This is a genomic window from Paenibacillus naphthalenovorans (genome assembly GCF_001465255.1).
Classification (GTDB): Bacteria; Bacillota; Bacilli; order Paenibacillales; family NBRC-103111; genus Paenibacillus_G; species Paenibacillus_G naphthalenovorans.
Window position 1 is genome coordinate 259,933 of the sequence record NZ_CP013652.1, and the last position, 17,723, is coordinate 277,655.

The 17,723-nt window shown below is 52.4% G+C and carries 19 protein-coding genes; 11 read left to right on the top strand and 8 right to left on the bottom strand.

Translation table 11 applies throughout. The features are described 5' to 3' along the window. Window positions 1–57: 57 nt before the first annotated feature. Both zwf and gnd read left to right on the top strand, forming a co-directional pair. Window positions 58–1,557, top strand: a complete 1,500-nt coding sequence (gene zwf / locus IJ22_RS01260) for a glucose-6-phosphate dehydrogenase (RefSeq protein ID WP_062410814.1) — start codon at window positions 58–60, stop codon at window positions 1,555–1,557. A gap of 41 nt (window positions 1,558–1,598) precedes the next feature. Then, window positions 1,599–2,510 (top strand): phosphogluconate dehydrogenase (NAD(+)-dependent, decarboxylating), encoded by a 912-nt coding sequence (gene gnd / locus IJ22_RS01265; RefSeq protein WP_062406660.1) that lies wholly within the window; start codon window positions 1,599–1,601, stop codon window positions 2,508–2,510. Window positions 2,511–2,576: 66 nt separating this feature from the next. Here gnd and IJ22_RS01270 read toward each other — a convergent pair whose 3' ends face one another. Then, complete coding sequence (locus tag IJ22_RS01270; RefSeq protein WP_062406662.1) at window positions 2,577–2,972, bottom strand: winged helix-turn-helix transcriptional regulator; 396 nt, start codon at window positions 2,970–2,972, stop codon at window positions 2,577–2,579. A 128-nt stretch (window positions 2,973–3,100) separates the two neighbouring features. On the opposite strand from IJ22_RS01270, the gene IJ22_RS01275 reads away from it, so the two are divergent. The 3 genes from IJ22_RS01275 to hxlB all read left to right on the top strand — a co-directional run bounded on the left by IJ22_RS01275 (window position 3,101) and on the right by hxlB (window position 4,927). Further along, window positions 3,101–3,661 carry a DJ-1/PfpI family protein gene (locus IJ22_RS01275; RefSeq protein WP_062406664.1) on the top strand — a complete coding sequence of 187 codons (561 nt, stop codon included), beginning with the start codon at window positions 3,101–3,103 and terminating at the stop codon, window positions 3,659–3,661. Between the two features lie 67 nt (window positions 3,662–3,728). Beyond that, window positions 3,729–4,364: a 3-hexulose-6-phosphate synthase gene (gene hxlA, locus IJ22_RS01280; RefSeq protein WP_062406667.1), complete on the top strand. Its 636-nt coding sequence runs from the start codon at window positions 3,729–3,731 to the stop codon at window positions 4,362–4,364. A 5-nt stretch (window positions 4,365–4,369) separates the two neighbouring features. Further along, a complete protein-coding gene (gene hxlB / locus IJ22_RS01285) occupies window positions 4,370–4,927 on the top strand; it encodes a 6-phospho-3-hexuloisomerase (RefSeq protein WP_062406669.1) in 558 nt (185 codons plus the stop codon). Window positions 4,928–5,550: 623 nt separating this feature from the next. On the opposite strand, the gene IJ22_RS01290 is transcribed toward hxlB, so the two are convergent. The 7 genes from IJ22_RS01290 to urtA all read right to left on the bottom strand — a co-directional run bounded on the left by IJ22_RS01290 (window position 5,551) and on the right by urtA (window position 12,439). Continuing rightward, a complete protein-coding gene (locus tag IJ22_RS01290) occupies window positions 5,551–6,174 on the bottom strand; it encodes a hypothetical protein (RefSeq protein WP_145862483.1) in 624 nt (207 codons plus the stop codon). 268 nt (window positions 6,175–6,442) lie between these two features. Continuing rightward, entirely contained in the window at window positions 6,443–6,955 is a 513-nt protein-coding gene (gene gerQ, locus IJ22_RS01295; RefSeq protein WP_054817061.1) for a spore coat protein GerQ, read from the bottom strand. A gap of 450 nt (window positions 6,956–7,405) precedes the next feature. After that, window positions 7,406–8,125, bottom strand: a complete 720-nt coding sequence (gene urtE, locus IJ22_RS01300; protein ID WP_062406673.1) for an urea ABC transporter ATP-binding subunit UrtE — start codon at window positions 8,123–8,125, stop codon at window positions 7,406–7,408. Continuing rightward, window positions 8,118–8,915, bottom strand: a complete 798-nt coding sequence (gene urtD, locus IJ22_RS01305) for an urea ABC transporter ATP-binding protein UrtD (protein WP_062406675.1) — start codon at window positions 8,913–8,915, stop codon at window positions 8,118–8,120. Before urtD ends, urtE begins: the two co-directional genes overlap by 8 nt. 7 nt (window positions 8,916–8,922) lie before the next feature. Next, complete coding sequence (gene urtC / locus IJ22_RS01310) at window positions 8,923–10,041, bottom strand: urea ABC transporter permease subunit UrtC (protein WP_062406677.1); 1,119 nt, start codon at window positions 10,039–10,041, stop codon at window positions 8,923–8,925. Window positions 10,042–10,095: 54 nt separating this feature from the next. Further along, entirely contained in the window at window positions 10,096–11,001 is a 906-nt protein-coding gene (urtB, locus tag IJ22_RS01315; RefSeq protein ID WP_062406679.1) for an urea ABC transporter permease subunit UrtB, read from the bottom strand. Window positions 11,002–11,161: 160 nt separating this feature from the next. Beyond that, the gene (gene urtA, locus IJ22_RS01320; protein ID WP_062406681.1) at window positions 11,162–12,439 is read right to left on the bottom strand and encodes an urea ABC transporter substrate-binding protein; all 1,278 of its coding nucleotides are present in this window, start codon (window positions 12,437–12,439) and stop codon (window positions 11,162–11,164) included. 290 nt (window positions 12,440–12,729) lie between these two features. Here urtA and IJ22_RS01325 point away from each other — a divergent pair, with 290 nt between their 5' ends. From IJ22_RS01325 to IJ22_RS01350, 6 genes are all read left to right on the top strand, one after another. Further along, entirely contained in the window at window positions 12,730–13,035 is a 306-nt protein-coding gene (locus IJ22_RS01325; RefSeq protein WP_062406683.1) for an urease subunit gamma, read from the top strand. Between the two features lie 75 nt (window positions 13,036–13,110). Next, window positions 13,111–13,476: an urease subunit beta gene (locus IJ22_RS01330; RefSeq protein ID WP_054817063.1), complete on the top strand. Its 366-nt coding sequence runs from the start codon at window positions 13,111–13,113 to the stop codon at window positions 13,474–13,476. 9 nt (window positions 13,477–13,485) lie between these two features. Next, a complete protein-coding gene (gene ureC, locus IJ22_RS01335; protein WP_418007111.1) occupies window positions 13,486–15,207 on the top strand; it encodes an urease subunit alpha in 1,722 nt (573 codons plus the stop codon). A gap of 35 nt (window positions 15,208–15,242) precedes the next feature. Continuing rightward, on the top strand, window positions 15,243–15,944 hold the full coding sequence (locus tag IJ22_RS01340; protein ID WP_062406686.1) for an urease accessory protein UreF: 702 nt from the start codon (window positions 15,243–15,245) through the stop codon (window positions 15,942–15,944). A gap of 52 nt (window positions 15,945–15,996) precedes the next feature. After that, window positions 15,997–16,659 carry an urease accessory protein UreG gene (ureG, locus tag IJ22_RS01345; protein WP_062406687.1) on the top strand — a complete coding sequence of 221 codons (663 nt, stop codon included), beginning with the start codon at window positions 15,997–15,999 and terminating at the stop codon, window positions 16,657–16,659. Beyond that, window positions 16,652–17,494 (top strand): urease accessory protein UreD, encoded by an 843-nt coding sequence (locus IJ22_RS01350; protein WP_062406689.1) that lies wholly within the window; start codon window positions 16,652–16,654, stop codon window positions 17,492–17,494. The genes ureG and IJ22_RS01350 overlap by 8 nt, the downstream gene beginning before the upstream one ends. The last annotated feature ends 229 nt before the right edge of the window (window positions 17,495–17,723 follow it).

The following is a 17,723-nucleotide window of genomic DNA, read 5'->3' on the forward strand; positions in this document are numbered from 1 at the left end:
GAAATGGCCCGGAAAGCTGTTTTTTACACGAAAATCAGAAAAAAGAAGGTGAAATCCATGGATGCCATGACCTTTGTGTTGTTTGGTTCGACCGGTGATTTGGCCAAAAGAAAATTATTCCCGGCGCTGTACAACCTGTTTCTGGAGCAAAAGCTGCCGCAAGCTTTTTCGGTCATTAACCTGGGACGCAAGCCGTTGTCGGATGAGGAATTTCAGGCCTATGTCGAACAATCGCTGCACACTTTTTCAAGGCGTAAGCCTGAAGACCGCTCCCAGGTAGAGCCATTTCTCCGGAACTTCCGTTATTTGGATATGGATGTGACGAAACCGGAGGGATACCGGGAACTGCTTAAGCGGATTGAAGAAAGAGAAAAGGAGCTCAACATTCCGGAGAACCGGATGTTCTATCTGTCGGTTGCGCCCGAATTTTTTGACGTGATCGCCTTGAATATCAAGGAGAGCGGCTTGGGGAGCGGCAGAGGATGGAAACGTCTTATTATCGAGAAACCGTTCGGACATGATTTGCCGTCGGCCCGGAAGCTGAACGCCAAGCTGAATCAGGCTTTTGAGGAAGACGAAATTTATCGCATCGATCATTACCTCGGCAAGCCAATGGTTCAGAACCTGGAAACCCTAATTCCGGCGAATCCTGTTCTGAAGGCGCTTTGGAGCAATCAATACATTGCCAATATTCAGATTACCGCCAGCGAAACGGTGGGTGTAGAGGAGAGGGCCGGTTACTATGAAGGCGCCGGAGCGATCCGGGATATGTTTCAAAATCACATGCTGCAGCTGCTGATGATGACGGCTATGCATCTGCCGACTCCCGTCACGGAACAAAATGTCCGTAAGCAGAAGAGCAGCCTGTTGAAGTCTCTCCGGCCGATATGCAAAACGGAGGCGGCCCGGCACGTAGTGCGCGGTCAGTATGGAGCGGGGGAAATTCACGGTCAAGCCGTCCCTGCCTATCGGGATGAACCCGGAGTGGATGCCGCCTCGATGACCGATACATTTATCGCCGCCCGGTTATGGATTGACGAATTTTTCTGGAAGGACGTCCCCATTTATATTCGGACGGGAAAACGCATGAAGGAAAAGTCTACACGGATCGTCCTTGAGTTCAAAGACAGATTAAAGGAACAGAACGCGGATGCAGACCGGATGCCTAACCTGTTGACAATTCAAATCAATCCGGATGAAAAAATTACGCTGCAGCTCAACGGCAGGAATCCATTAAAAAACGGACGGATGGAGCCGGTTACCTTGGATTTCTCGGTGCCGTCCGATCAGATGCCGGAAGCGTATGAACTGCTTTTATTCGATGCTTTGAAAGGCGATGCGACGTTTTTCGCCCACTGGGAAGAAGTCGAATTGGCATGGAAATGGGTTCAGCCCCTTGTCGAGGCCTTCGAAGAAAATCTCCTGCCGCTTCATGTTTATCCTGCCGGTTCGTTTGGTCCAGCCATGGCTGATGCTCTATTGGAAGAGCAGGGATTTCACTGGTGGCATGACGAAACACCGGAAGCCCGGGAGTTGTATAAGCTGGCTGCAATATAATTACGCGAATAGGGAAAGCTAAGACAGGAGGTAGGAATCGCATGAAAATCGGATTAGTCGGTTTAGGTAAAATGGGATTCAATTTGGGTCAAAATCTGATCGACCGCAAACATGAAGTCGTGGCGTTCGATTTGAATACAGATGCCGTAAAAAAGCTTCAAGCATATGGTGCTCAAGGTGCGGAAAGCCTGGAGCAGCTCGTTCATTCATTACAGCAGCCAAGGATCATCTGGATCATGGTTCCTCATGCCGTGGTGGACTCCGTACTGGATGAGCTTACGCCGTTTTTGACCAAAGGCGATATTGTCATCGAGGCGGGAAATTCACACTATAAGGAATCCATCCGCCGATACAATCAGCTGAAGCAAGCCGGAATCTATTTTATGGATGCCGGGACTTCTGGAGGAATGGAAGGAGCCCGTCATGGGGCATGCTATATGGTTGGTGGCGACCCTGAAGCATGGCGCGTGGTGGAGCCGGTCTTCCGTGATACTGCGGTGGAAAACGGGTACCTGTATGCTGGCAAAGCCGGCAGCGGCCATTATCTGAAAATGGTCCATAACGGGATTGAATACGGAATGATGGCGGCCATCGGAGAAGGCTTCGAAGTCCTTGAGAAAAGCGGGTTCGACTTTGATTATGAGCAGGTGGCCAGAGTATGGAATCACGGGTCCGTGATCCGGTCATGGCTGATGGAATTGACCGAACGCGCATTTTCGAAGGATGCCAGGCTGGATGAGATTAAGGGTGTGATGCATTCCTCTGGAGAAGGGAAGTGGACGGTGGAGGAAGCCCTGGATCTTCAGACAGCCACGCCGGTCATTGCCATGTCTTTATTGATGCGCTACCGCTCCTTGGATCAAGATACCTTTACAGGCAAAGTGGTGGCTGCTTTAAGAAATGAGTTTGGCGGGCACGCCGTGGAAAAAAGCAAAGTCCCTGTACAGGCATAAATGAATGGATCATGGATGCCAATCTGAGAAAAAGTTGACCGGACCCTTGGGACCGGTCAACTTTTTTCAGTTGGATGAGCCGGAAGGCTTGATGATATGCTCTGAATTTTGGATATCCTTGATTCTCTTTTTGCCCCATTCATACATCATTTCAATAATCGGCATCAGCGTCATCCCAAGCTCGGTCATCGAGTATTCTACTCTTGGAGGCACTTCAGGAAACACCTCGCGATGGACAATTCCGTCATCGATCAATTCCTTCAGCTGGCTCGTCAGCATTTTATGCGTAATTTTTGGGAAAAGTCTTTGAAGCTCGCTGAAGCGGTGAGCGCCCTCTCTTCCCAAATGCCAGAGGATGGTGATTTTCCACTTTCCGCTGATAATCGCCAAAGTTAATTCTTTTTCGCAATTGAAATCGCCGTTATTGATTTTATCTAAAATTTCTTTTCTTAGATCCGACATCGTATTCTCCTAATCTTTTAATAGTAACTTTTTTGTAACCAGCGCACAAAAAAGTGCATTCTTCTTTAATCTCTCCCCGCGATATAAAATGTACATTGTAGTTATTATGATAAAGGAGAGTGAAACAAATGTCCAAAAAAGTATTGATTTTAACTGGAGATGCTGTAGAAGCATTAGAAGTATACTATCCTTATTATCGCTGTTTGGAAGAGGGATACGAGGTGGTCATCGCTTCCCCTACAGATAAAAAAGTACTGGCTACGGTAGTTCACGATTTTGAAGACTGGCAAACCTTTACCGAGAAAAAAGGATACAATATTGAGGCTCACGCTTCATTCGAGAACATTAATCCGGAAGAATTCGATGCCTTGATCATTCCGGGCGGACGAGCTCCCGAGCATATTCGCCTTCATAAAGATTTTGCCCGGATCGCAAGCCACTTCTTCAAACAGGATAAACCGATTATGATTCTGTGCCATGCCAGCCAGGCGTTATCCGTTATCGCCGATGAGATTAAAGGCCGCGAAATGACAGCCTACTTCGCTTGCCGTCCTGAAGTGGAAGCAGCGGGTGCAAAATATATCGAGACGCGTTTCCACGTTGACCGCAATCTGGTTTCCGGTCATGCCTGGAACGATCTTCCGCAGCTGATGAAGGAATTCATTAAGCAGGTTAATGCAGCGAACTAAGGGCAAAATAATGCATTATAGCTGCCATGAAAATTAAAAAACAAAATGGTTAGAGGAGAGAAGAAAAATGAAATTACAATTAGCATTGGACCTGGTAGATATTCCTGGAGCAAAGCAGCTGGTAGCCGAAGTGCAGGAGCATATCGATATTGTAGAAATCGGTACGCCGGTTGTGATCAATGAAGGATTAAGAGCGGTAAAAGAAATCAAGGAAGCCTTCCCTTCCTTGACGGTATTGGCCGACCTGAAAATTATGGATGCAGCCGGATATGAAGTGATGAAAGCTTCCGAGGCGGGCGCAGACATCATTACGGTACTTGCGGCAGCTGAAGATATGAGCATCAAAGGCGCTGTAGAAGAGGCGAGAAAACAAAAGAAACAAATCCTGGTCGACATGATCGGCATTAAAGACATCGAAGGACGCGCTAAAGAACTCGATGCTATGGGCGTAGACTACATTTGCGTACACACAGGGTACGATCTTCAGGCCGTCGGACAAAACTCCTTTGAAGACCTGAAGAAAATCAAGCGTGTGGTCAAAAACGCCAAAACGGCGATTGCAGGCGGCATCAAGCTGAGCACATTGCCGGAAGTGATCAAAGCGCAGCCGGATCTGGTTATTGTAGGCGGCGGGATTACCGGACAAGAAGATAAAAAGGCGGCAGCAGCCGAAATGCAAAAATTGATCAAACAAGGTGCATAAGCATTATGCAAACGACGCAGTATTTTGCCAAGATCATTCAAGAGTTGGAGCGTTCGGTAAACCTTATCGCCGATGAACAAGCGGAAAAGCTGTCGAACGGAATCCTTAAATCCAGGAAAATTTTCGTGGCTGGAGCAGGCCGGTCCGGACTGATGATGAAGTCCTTCGCGATGCGGCTGATGCAAATGGGCTTTGAAGCTTATGTCGTTGGCGAAACCGTAACTCCCAACCTGGAAAAAGGGGACCTGTTCATCATCGGTTCCGGTTCGGGAGAGACGAAAAGCTTGGTGCCTATGGCTCAGAAAGCCAAAAGCCTGGAGGGAACCGTCGCGACGATCACGATTTCCCCGGATTCGACCATCGGGACTTTATCGGATATCATCGTGAAATTGCCGGGTTCGCCCAAAGACCGGTCGGACGGGGGCTACATCACCATCCAGCCGATGGGAGCTTTATTCGAGCAGACGCTGTTATTATTTTGCGATGCCGTCATATTGAAGCTGATGGAGAAGAAGGGATTGGACTCCGGAACCATGTTTGGCCGGCATGCCAATCTGGAGTAGGCATTTTTTTACTGGACTATATCGTAAATCCCATATTGAACTGTACCGGCGGTTTGGGGCCGGTACAGTTTTTTTCATATCCCCGGAAGCATGAAGGGGAAGGATAATGTGTCCGAGCACGGCCAACATGTGGTTATGGATAACGATTTGATGGAGCCGTTAATTATCCGTTAGATCCGTTGTGATTCTGCGAAGATTTTGCTGGATGACAGGGGTATCGATAACATCTTCATCCATCACGGTATTCACATTGTTGTGCATAATATTCATTCCCTTATGCCGTCCGTCCCCCATGTTATTTTTTTCGGTGGCGATCCAGCCGGACTGATGTTCACCCCTGCGAGACGGTAGCATCCCGGTTTAAGGAATTGACGTTAAGCATATGGTCTGAATAACGATATGCCGAACAGGCAGCTCCAGCGGTAACTTCTCCTGTTTATAAGTTATGAAAAAACCTGGCCAATGGCCAGGCTCTTATCCGGATCTGCACTTTCGTGCACAGCTGTACTAGTCGCGCGATCCCCGATTCACGCCTCAACGCCGGCTGCTGTGCTGAAATTCAGCCTAATGGCAGCCTCTGATGAGAAAGCGCCCTCTGCGTCGACTCCACAACCTTATAATGTCTAGCCTTTGTTACGCTGAACGCCTTGAGTGCTTCGGGTACCCCGGGCACCTCGGGTACGGTGGGTGCCTGAAGTGCCTTGGGTACGGCGGGAGTCTTGATAGCCAGGAGTGCCTTGGGTACGGCGGGAGTCTTGGTAGCCAGGAGTGCCTTGATAGCCGTAATAGACGTCCTGAGTGTTCTGCGGACCTTGGGAGCCCGGATTGGCCGGGTAACCGTAATATCCATCCTGATTGTTTCGCGTGCCTTGGTATCCTGGAATGCCCTGATAGCCGTAATAAACGTCCTGGTTGCTTTGCGGACCTTGGGAGCCGTGAAAGTCGCGTGTGCTCCTTCCTCCTTGAACCCCTTGCGTGCCGTGGGCACCCCGGGTACGATTGGAGTCTTGATAGCCTGGAGTACCCTGATAACCGTATTCGACGTCCTGTATACCTTGGGAGCCTTGGGAGTTATGAATGCCATGCGACTTTCGCTTACTTTTTTTGTAATTATGAGCCCCTTTGGTTTTTCGAATTACTCGAGTACCGTGAGCATCGCTTGTATTTCTACGCTTTTTGATTTTCTTTCTCTTGCCGCTTATGGAGCTTAGTTGGATTGCCCCTTTGCCTAATTTTCGATTTTTCATATTTATGCCTCCTTTATTTGATAGTGTAGGATATGAATCGGCTCATTGTTTTGATAGGGATATAGATTTAGTTTTTAAAAAAAAGAAGCTGCCTGAATCATCGGGACAGGAAACGAAGACCCGGGCCAACGCCGGTTAGTACTTGTGTGAAGAAGTCTCCATTGGAGCTATATTATAAGAAGAACGGTTTTTTCTTATGCCCAAACCAAACAGCCAGGGGACCGCCCCGCAGTCATAACGACTTATGGGACAATCCCCTGGCTCCGGTTTATCGGGCCGAAGGTGCAGGTGCCGTGTACGGATAAGTATACTGAAGCTCCTCGTCGAAGGTAACATAATCGAGGTTGACCATCAGAAGCAGATAGCGCGTTCCCGTCTGTGGATCGCTGATAATGATGTGGTCACGGCCGGCCGCTTCAATTCTGCCCTTGAAGATTTTGGCGTTCCATTGAGAGTTGTTCTCGTAAGTCATGTAGAACGTACCGATTTTGCCAAGATTCAGGCGCAATATATTCTCGATGAAAGATTGCTCGAGCGGGAGCTGCCCCATAGACCCCGGTGCTCCTATAGGTGCGGCGGACGGCGCGCCCAACGGAGAAATCAGTCCCCCGGCTTGAACGTTGGGCTGACTCCATTGCTGAACGCCAAGTGTGGCCGCCGGAACGTTCGCCTGCAGCAATGGCTGGACGTTAGGCTGTACCGCCGCAGGAGCGGGACCGTAGTTCGGAATGCCGTAACCGCCATAGGGACTTACACCTGTTTTATAAGGATTGCTGTACATAGTTGAATAAAACCTCCTTCAGATGCTCGCAGCTTTGCTGCTGGATTCATGCTAAATCATAGACAGACACCAGCCCCGAAAGGGGAAGAAGCAATCGTTCCCGAAACAGGCCCGTCAGTGGCGGGCGGACTTCATTACCTGGAACTGGCCTAACGGGAAGGAATAAAGGTAACGGGCGTCCGGCTGATTTTCGTTGCAGAACAGCCATATCGGAGTGGGATTACTTCTTGCTTCGCGGGCTTAGGCTCATGCACAATCCATTGTATGGAGTAGGCTGTAGTTTGGTGACACGTGATAAGGATTGTTTTGATAAATCCAAAAAGCAAGGAGGAGCAGCGGACCATCGTCCGTTACCCCTCCGGCTTGATTGAGACATAAGCCGCCGGCAGATGATGGCGCCAACAATGAGCAAGGGATAAAAAAGACCCGCGGGTCAAATCTTCCCGCGGTTCATACGGCCAGGTGCCTGCGCACCTGCTCCTCACTAAGCGTATCGGAGCTTCCCTCGGCGACGATGGTGCCCTTATCCAGCACATAGCAATAGTCGGCGATGCTTGTTGCGAATGTCAGGCTTTGTTCGACCAGCAGTACAGCCATCTGCTTGTCGTCCTTAATCGATTCGATTACGCGTTCGATATCCAGCACGATGGACGGCTGGATGCCTTCCATCGGTTCGTCAAGCAGGAGAAGCTTCGGCTCGGAAACGAGCGCGCGGGCGATGGACAACTGCTGCTGCTGACCGCCGCTCAGGTCCCCGCCTTTGCGGTACAGCATTTCCTTCAGCACAGGGAATTTCTCATATACCGATTCCGGAATGCCCGCTTTACGTACCTTGGCGCTCGCGGCCTCCAGTCCCAGCAGGAGATTTTGCTCTACGGTGAGCTGCGGGAAGATGTCCCGGCCCTGCGGAACATAACCGATTCCCGCCCGCGCACGGCGATCCGGCGATCGGGACGTATAATCGTGTCCGGCGTAGCGGATCGTTCCCTTCTTCGGCTTGATTAGGCCCATGATCGTTTTCATCAGTGTCGTTTTGCCTACGCCGTTGCGTCCCATAAGACACACGACCTGGCCGGGCTCTACTTTCAGCGATACATCCCGCAGGATCATGCTTTCGCCATACCCGGCTTCAAGGCCTGTCAGCTCCAATTTCCCGTCAGCTTCAATCATGCCGTTCGCCCCGCTTTCCCAGATAAACTTCGGCCACTTTATCGTCTTCCTGAATATCCTGCATCGATCCTTCGCGAAGTACGGTACCTTCATGCATGACGGTCACCGTTTTGGCGAATCGGCGCACGAATTCCATGTCGTGCTCCACCACGACCACGGTTTGACGGCTGTTGATGCGGTGCAGCAGCTCGCCGGTTTTTTCCGTCTCGCTGTCGGTCATGCCGGCCGCCGGCTCGTCGAGAAGCAGCAGCTCCGGCTCCTGAATGAGCAGCATGCCAATCTCGAGCCACTGCTTTTCACCGTGAGAGAGCGAGCCTGCCTTATCTTTAGCCTTGCCCGCCAGACCGATCATCTCCAGATCCTGCTGAAGCCTGGAGCGCTGCTCCTTTGTCGTCTTCGCGAGCAGCGTACTGAGCAGACCGCGCTTCTGGCGCATGGACAACAGCATATTTTCCTCCACTGTCAGCGTCCCGAAGATCGAAGGAGCTTGAAACTTCCTGCCGATGCCCAGTTGAGCGATTTGGTGCTCCTGGTATTTGGACAAATCGGTTTGTCCTTTGAACAGCACCTTGCCTTTGGACGGTTTAACCTTGCCGCAGAGCACGTCGAGAAGCGTCGTTTTGCCGGCGCCATTAGGGCCGATCAAAAACCGGAGCTCACCGGCTTCAAGAGAAAAGTTCAGTCCGCGAATGGCTTTGAATCCGTCAAAGCTGACCTCCAGCTCCTCCACGCGGATAATCGGAGTCCGTGCGTTTATTCTGGGTGAAGTTTCGTTATACGGCATCGCCATTACCTCCTTATTGCGGTTTTTCGAGTTCGGTGTAGCCCAGCGGTCCGGGAGCGGGAACGGCTGCTGTTGGCGCGAGTGCCTGTCTGCTCCGGCCCCATTTTTCAAACAAATCCTTGAGGGTTCCGACAATACCTTTGGGCAGGAAAAGGGTAACGACGATAAACATGGCCCCCATTATAATCGGCCACCATTCCGGATAAGCTTCGCTGAACGTCGTTTTGGCGGCATTGGCGGCAATAGCTCCGATGACGGCTCCGTAGATGGTGGCACGGCCGCCGACCGCTACCCAGAGGACCATTTCGATGGAGGGAACGATGCCCATCTGTGCCGGAGAGATGATGCCTTCCTGCAGGATGAACAGCATCCCTGCCAGCCCGGCCAGCCCTGCGGAGACGCAGTATATGAACACTTTATAGGCTACGGGATTGTAGCCGATGAAGCGGACGCGGTTCTCGGCATCGCGCACGGCAACCAATATTTTGCCGAGGCGGCTCCCGGCGAGCCACAGGCAGAGCAGCAGCGTGAGGCCCAAAACGACTACCGTGACATAGTAGAGCGCAAGCTTCGTGGAAGACTCGCCGAGCTTCAGCCCCAAGAAGGTATCGAAGCCGGTCAACCCGTTCGTTCCGCCGATCCATCCCTGTTGACCGACGAATAGAGTGACGGTGATGATCACAAGCGCTTGGGACAAAATGGAGAAAAAAGCACCGCGGATCCGATTGCGGAACGTGAGGTAACCGAGCACGAAGGCGACCGCCATCGGCACGATCAAAGCCAGCGCTACCGCCGCGCCTGCGGATTGAAACGGCACCCAAAACCACGGAAGTGTTTCAACGCCGCTCCACGACATAAAATCCGGCAGCCCGCCCTGGGAGGCGGCGAGCTTCAGATGCATCGCCATGCCATAGGCGCCGAGTCCGAAATATACGCCGTGTCCCAGGCTGAGAATGCCCGTATAGCCCCAGATCAGGTCAAGCCCCATGGCCAGAATGGCGAAGGCGAGAAATTTACCCAGCAGCCCGAGCCGGAATTCCGATAAAAACATAGGCGAAAGCAGCATGACGGCAAGTAAGACGAGACTGAGGGCTATTTTTATTTTCGTATTGCTGATGGATAACAAAGTCATGGTCCAGCACTCCTTTGCTTGGTTTGTTGCGGGGGCGGCCCATGGGCCGCAGCATTAATCAAGCGCCCGTGATTTCATGGTGGCGAGTCCGGACGGCTTCCACTGCAGGAACGCAATAATCAGCGTGAACACAATGACCTTCCCGAGGGTGGCGCTGGTGGTATACTCGAATGCCGTGCTCAGGACTCCGATGCCGAGCGCTCCTGCCACCGTTCCGATCAGCTTGCCGATGCCCCCGAGAACAACGACCATAAAAGCGTCGACGATGTAATAGGTCCCAATCGAAGGACCGATCGGCCCGAGCAGGGTCAGTGCACAGCCGGCGATACCGGCCATGCCGGAGCCAAGGGCGAATCCGAGTCCGTCGATCCGCTGGGTTGAAATGCCGAGGCAGGAGGCCATGCTTCGGTTCTGCATGACGGCCTGCATGCTGCGGCCGCCCCGGGTATGGTACAAGTAAAGGTATATTGCCGTCATGCAAACGATGACGAGGCCGATAATAAACAATCGTTTATAAGGAAGGGTCAATTCGGCGGTGAGCGCAAGGCCGCCTTCGAGCCACTCCGGGGCTTTCACGGCAACGTTCGGGGCGCCGAAGATAGTCCGGGCCAACTGCTGCAGCACAAGGCTGACGCCCCATGTCGCCAGCAGGCTGTCGAGCGGACGGCCGTACAGGTAGCGGATCAGCGCTTTCTCGAGCAGCCAGCCGATGGCCGCCGCAACGGCAAAAGCCACAAACAGCGAAAGCACGAAATAATAGCCGAAAGCCGAAGGCGGCAGCGCTTTTTGGAACAGCTGCTGAATCATATAGGCCATATAGGCGCCGATCATGATGAATTCGCCGTGAGCCATGTTGATGATGTTCATCAAGCCGAAGGTGATGGCAAGCCCGAGCGCGATCAAAAGCAAAATGGAGCTGAGCGAAATGCCGTTGAACAATTGAAGCAGGAGCAAGCTCATGGAATAACCTCCCTTTCCTCGGCAAGGAGTGTATGTCGGAAAACAGAGGACTGCCTTCAGGCAGTCCCCGATATCGTTAAAACAACAGAAAAGCGGAATTTGGATTCGGAGAAATATGAAATAGGGACGTTCATTTTAGAATGATTACCGTTGGAGGTTTTTATTTCTTTGTCACTTCCGCTCCCCATGGGTAGGTAGTAAGGAACGGATCCGGCTTGATCGGTTGCCCGGAGTTCCACACCTCTTTGAACTGTCCGTCCGCCTGGATTTGACCGATGCGCACCGTTTTGTAGACATGCTGATTGTCGCCGTCGATCTTTACTTTACCGCCCGGAGCGTTGAACTCAAGTCCTTTGGCCGCTTCCCTGACTTTATCCACCTCGAAGGACCCGGCTTTCTTCACGGCTTCGGCCCAAAGATAGACGCCAAAATAGCCTGCCTCGATTGGGTCGCCCGTTACGCGGTCATTGCCGTATTTGGCTTTGTATGCTTCCACGAATTTGGTATTCTCGGGGGTATTCGTGGTTTGGAAATAATTCCACGCCGCGTAATGGCCCTCGAGCACGGAGGCTCCGATGCCGCGGATTTCTTCTTCGGCCACGCTGACAGACAACGTGGTAAGGTCCTGGGCGGTAATGCCCGCGTCTTTCAGCTGTTTGAAGAAGGCCACGTTGCTGTCTCCGTTCAATGTGTTGAACACAACGTCCGGCTTATCCTTCTTGATTTTGCTGATGATCGTATTGTAATCGGTATGTCCGAGTGGCGTGTATTCTTCTGCGATCAGCGTGCCGCCCTCCGCCTTCAGCTGTTCCTTGATGATTTTGTTAGCCGTTCTCGGAAAGACATAGTCGGAGCCGAGCAGGAAGAACTTCTTGCCTTTGTTCTCCAGCAGCCACGTAACCGCCGGTACGATTTGTTGGTTCGTCGTCGCTCCGGTGTAGAAAATATTAGGGGATGCCTCCAGGCCCTCATATTGAACCGGATAGAAGAAAAGTCCTTTATTTTGCTCCACAACGGGAAGAACCGCCTTGCGGCTGGCCGATGTCCAACCGCCGAAGATGACGACGGCTTTATCCTTCTGCAGCAATTTCTTCGTTTTCTCGGCGAATGTCGGCCAGTCGGATGCTCCATCTTCCACGATGGGTTTGAGCTGCTTGCCCAGCACGCCGCCCGCCTGATTAATTTCCTCGATCGCCATGATTGTAGAGTCGCGAACGGATACTTCACTGATGGACATGGTACCTGTCAAGGAGTGAAGCACGCCTACGGGAACGGTGTTGTCGCCGCTATCCTTAGAGGCTTCCGAGCTGGTTCCGGGTGCGGTTCCGGAGTCCGGGGCTGTCGCCGGAGCGGACCCCGAGGCGCAGCCAGCTAACAATACAGCGAGCGAGAGACTGACGGTCATGAGAACAGATAAGCCTTTCTGAATTGGTTTCATTTGATTCACTCCCCCAAATTTTGGATTTTGTGAGCTACATGCCTAATCATATTCAAATGTCATTTGAGTGTCAATATAAATAACATAATTTTGAGGTTATTAAAATTTTTTCTATCAATAAGCCAATAATGTAAGATTTTATATTTCGATTCAAGTAAAAAAAGGTAAAATACATATTTTCATTCTGGATTTGTGTAATAAAAATTAACATAAAATATTTACACTCGCACAAATCGCGAATATAATAAACCTATTGAGACGGTAATATTCGTGTTTTTAGGAGGTGTAACATGTACCTGACGGAAAGGGAGAAGGAAAAGCTGCTCATTACCGTGGCGGCCGACGTGGCCCGCAGGCGGCTTGCCCGCGGCGTCAAGCTGAACTACCCCGAAAGCGTGGCGCTGATTACCTCGGAAATTATGGAGGGCGCCCGGGATGGCATGACGGTGGCCCAACTCATGCAGTTTGGCACCACGATTTTGAAAGCCGGGCAAGTCATGGAAGGCGTTCCGGAGATGATTCATGAAGTGCAGGTGGAGGCGACGTTTCCGGACGGGACGAAGCTGGTCACAGTTCATCAGCCGATCCGGCGCTAACGGGCGCTTGATCCATGACATTCATATTAGCCGTATTTCAATATCATTAATGATCTCGAAGAGAGGGGAATGGTTATGGTACCTGGAGAATATCGGGTAAAAGCCGGATCGATCGAGTTGAACGCGGGGAAAGAAAAATCGGACCTCATCGTCATCAATACCGGAGATCGGCCTGTTCAAGTAGGATCGCATTACCATTTTTTTGAAGTGAATCGCGCACTTCGATTTGATCGGCAGCAAGCGTTCGGCATGCGGTTGGATATCCCCGCGGGCACGGCCGTCCGGTTCGAGCCGGGAGAGGAAAAGCCCGTCAAGCTCGTCGAACTGGGGGGTGAGAAGCTTTCCTACGGTTTGAACGGATTATCCAAAGGGAAGGTGCGGCGGGGTCATCTTCCGGAACCGATTCGCATAAATCTGACCGAGTGGGAGGAGGGCCTCTAGGTGGCTGAGATGGATCGAAAATCGTACGCCCTCATGTTCGGCCCCACCGTCGGGGATGCCGTCAGGCTGGCGGATACGGATCTGTGGGCGGAAATTGAACGCGATTTCACCGTCCATGGCGAGGAATGCAAATTCGGCGGGGGAAAAGTGATCCGCGACGGTATGGGGCAATCGAGCCGTCATACGCGCAATCAAGGGGTGCTCGATACCCTCATTACGAATGCGGTGATTATTGATCACAGCGGGATTGTGAAAGCCGATATCGGGATCAAAGACGGCGTCATTGTCGGCATAGGCAAAGCGGGTAATCCGGATCTGATGGATGGTGTGCATCCGAACATGATTGTCGGGGCTTCGACGGAAGTGATAGCGGGCGAAGGCAAGATTATCACGGCCGGCGGCATCGACACGCATATCCATTATATCTGCCCGCAGCAGATCGAGACGGCGCTGGCGTCAGGAATAACGACCATGATCGGAGGAGGCACCGGGCCTGCGGCGGGGACGAGCGCCACGACGTGCACGCCCGGCGCATGGCACATGCACCGGATGCTTGAGGCGGCGGAGGCGTTCCCGATGAACCTCGGGTTTACCGGCAAAGGCAATGCCTCGTTTCCCGGGCCCTTGATCGAGCAGGTGGAGGCGGGAGCTATCGGACTCAAACTACATGAAGATTGGGGAACGACCCCTGCTGCGATCGACGCCTGCCTGAACGTAGCCGACCGCTACGATATTCAGGTGGCGATTCATACGGATACGCTCAACGAATCCGGATTTGTGGAAGATACGATCAAGGCGATCGGCGGACGTACCATTCATACGTACCATACGGAAGGCGCGGGCGGGGGCCATGCGCCGGATATCATCCGCATCGCTTCCGAATTGAACGTGCTGCCTTCATCCACTAACCCGACACGTCCCTATACGGTGAACACCGTGGAAGAACATCTCGACATGCTGATGGTATGCCACCATCTGGACAGCCGTATTCCCGAGGACGTCGCCTTCGCCGATTCCAGAATCCGGCCGGAAACGATCGCGGCCGAAGACATTCTTCACGATCTTGGCGTGTTCAGCATCATTAGCTCGGATTCTCAAGCTATGGGCAGGGTGGGCGAGGTTATCACCCGGACGTGGCAGACGGCGGACAAAATGAAGAAGCAGCGCGGATATTTGGCCGCGCCGGGCGAGCAGGATGCTTCGCCCAAGGACAACGATAATTTCCGCATCAAGCGTTATGTGGCCAAGTATACGATCAACCCGGCGATTACGCACGGCATCTCGCATTTGGTCGGTTCGGTGGAACCCGGGAAGCTGGCGGACCTGGTGGTGTGGAGCCCGGCATTCTTCGGCGTAAAGCCGGATATGGTGCTGAAAGGCGGGATGATCGCTTACGCGCAAATGGGTGACCCGAACGCTTCGATACCTACGCCGCAGCCCGTTTTCGGAAGGCCGATGTTCGGTGCTTACGGCCGGGCGCTGAATCGCTGCGTGACGTTCGTTTCCCAAGCGGCTTACGATGCGGGAGTGCATCATCAGCTCGGTCTTCAAAAGCGGATTGAGCCGGTGCGCGGCTGCCGCAGCATTACCAAAAGGGATATGATTCACAACGGTGAAACCCCTTTGATCGACGTCAATCCCGAGACTTATGAAGTGAATGTCGACGGGAAAGTCATTAGCTGTGAACCCGTCAGCGAGCTGCCGATGGCACAGCGTTACTTTTTATTTTAATCATGTAGGCTTATGAGCAAGGAGGCAGCCGCGGCATGGAGAACAGCCAGACATTATCATGGCTTGCCTATACGCAGCTATTGGACTCGGCGTTGCCGATCGGGGGGTTCTCCCATTCGTTCGGTTTGGAGACGATGGTGCAGGAGGGCAGAATCGCAGGACTGCACCAGCTGCAGGAGTACATTGAGAGCATGCTGTTTCACAGCTGGGCACCGGTTGATGCGTTAGCCGTCAAGGCCGTCTACACGCTTGCCCCTGAGCAGCGCTGGGAGGAGCTTTGGCTCGTTGACAAGACGCAGCATGTCCAGCGGGCAGCGATGGAGACGAGGGACGGCGCAGCCAAAATGGGGCGCAGGCTGTATCAGCTCGTCCGTGCTATGTATCCGCAGCTTGGGTGGGAGCCGCTGAATGAAGCTGTCACGTCGGGGAAGTGCATCGGTACCCATCCGCTCATTCACGGTTGGATCAGCCTGCGGCTTGGGATTACTCTGACCATGGCGGCTGAAGGGTATTTATACGCTTCCGTGATGACTTGCATCAACAGCGGACTGCGGCTGATGTCCATCGGTCAAACGGACGGTCAGCGGCTGCTCGCAGCGTTGGTTCCGTCCATTCAGGCGGCTTGGCGGCAGTGTGAGACGCTGGACCCGATAGAGGACGGCTTCGGAAGCGTTCCTTATGCGGATATTGCCATGATGCGTCACGAGAGCTTGTATTCGCGGTTGTTCATGTCTTAATGCCATGATATTCGATATATCCATTACTTATTATTTGAAGGAGGGCTTTGCTATGTGTCAGGGAGGAGCGCATCATCACCATCATTGGGAAACGCCGGAGAAAAGGTCCTTGGAGCGTCCGCTGCGGATCGGAATCGGAGGTCCCGTCGGCTCCGGCAAAACGGCGCTTGTAGAGCGTCTTGCCAGAAAGCTGAACGAACGATACAGCATTGCGGTCATCACCAACGATATTTATACGAAGGAAGATGCAGACATCCTGATTCGTTCCGAGGCGCTGCCGCCCGAACGTATTATCGGCGTGGAAACGGGCGGATGCCCGCATACGGCGATTCGCGAAGATGCATCGATGAATTTTGAAGCGATTGAAGAACTGGAACGCCGATTTTCCCGTCTCGATATCATTTTCATCGAAAGCGGAGGGGATAATCTGGCGGCGGCCTTCAGCCCCGAACTGGTAGATCGCTTCATCTATATTATCGACGTGGCGCAGGGAGAGAAAATTCCGCGCAAAGGCGGACCCGGCATCATCCGCTCGGATATGCTGATCATTAACAAGATTGACTTGGCCCCTCACGTAGGCGCCTCATTAAAGGTGATGGAGGAGGATACGATCCGGATGCGCGGCGACAAGCCGTTCGTGTTCTCCAATCTGTTCGACGGCCAAGGGCTGGACGACATCGTCCATTGGGTCGAGCATCAATACAGCCATGCCTGAGGTGACCGGTTCCGTTAATGCCGAATTTACGGCGAAAGGCGGAAGCACGCAGCTTCAATGCCATACCCATGCTTATCCGTTAAAAATTGCCAAAACCTTCCCGTTCGAAGGGCAGCTTGGTGTATACCTCATGGATGCGTCTCCCGGCGTAATGGCGGGGGACCGGTATGAGCTGGTTTGGCGATTCGGCGAGAACACGAATGTTTTCGTGACGAATCAGTCTTATACGAAGGTGCATCCTTCGAAGAAGGACGGCGGCACCCGACTGAACCCGAGTGCACAGAGCCAGAGCCTGTCTCTTCACCGCGGGGCTTACGTGGAGTACATGCCTGAGCCCTTGATGCTGTACAAGGATGCATCGTTTGCGAGCGACATGACGGTTCAGATGGAAGAGGGAGCGTCTTTATTCCTTAGTGATATCGTTTGCCCGGGCCGGACGCATCGCGGAGAGGTGTTTCATTATGAGCGGTATCAGAGCCGATTGACGGTCCGGTATGGAAACGAGTTAATTTTCAGCACGAAGCAGCGTGTGGAGCCTCAGCTGCAAGTACCGCGGCAAATCGCGCGCTGGGATTCTCACACTCATACGGGAACGCTGTATTTATTCTCGGAAAGGGTCAACGCAAACGTGGCAGAAGCATTGCGCGAACGGTTGGCACAGCAAGATTCCTTGCGCCCCGGGCTATACTACGGCATAAGCTTGACCTACAAATTCGGCTTAGCGGTCAGCGTGCTTGGGGTTCGCGTCTACGAAATCGAAGCGCTGCTTAAGGAAGCGTGGACCTTCCTGCGCTCAGAAGTTTTCAACCGAAATCCGCTGTTCGCTCCCAAGTGATAGGGCGTAGCTTGTTTATAGTTCTTTTACTCCTGGAGATGGTGCAAATGCCGTCTCCTTTTCTCCATTTTATTTTCCTTTGTTAGCCATACCCCTTTTTGATTTTTTCCTCCCGGTACTAAAATATTCTACCCTTCGCCGGTTTCGACAATATTTTGAACACCTGGGTCTGTTTGTTGTCAATTGGTCTGCAGGTTGTTATTATTAAGGGGATGTTTATGCGTGAAGA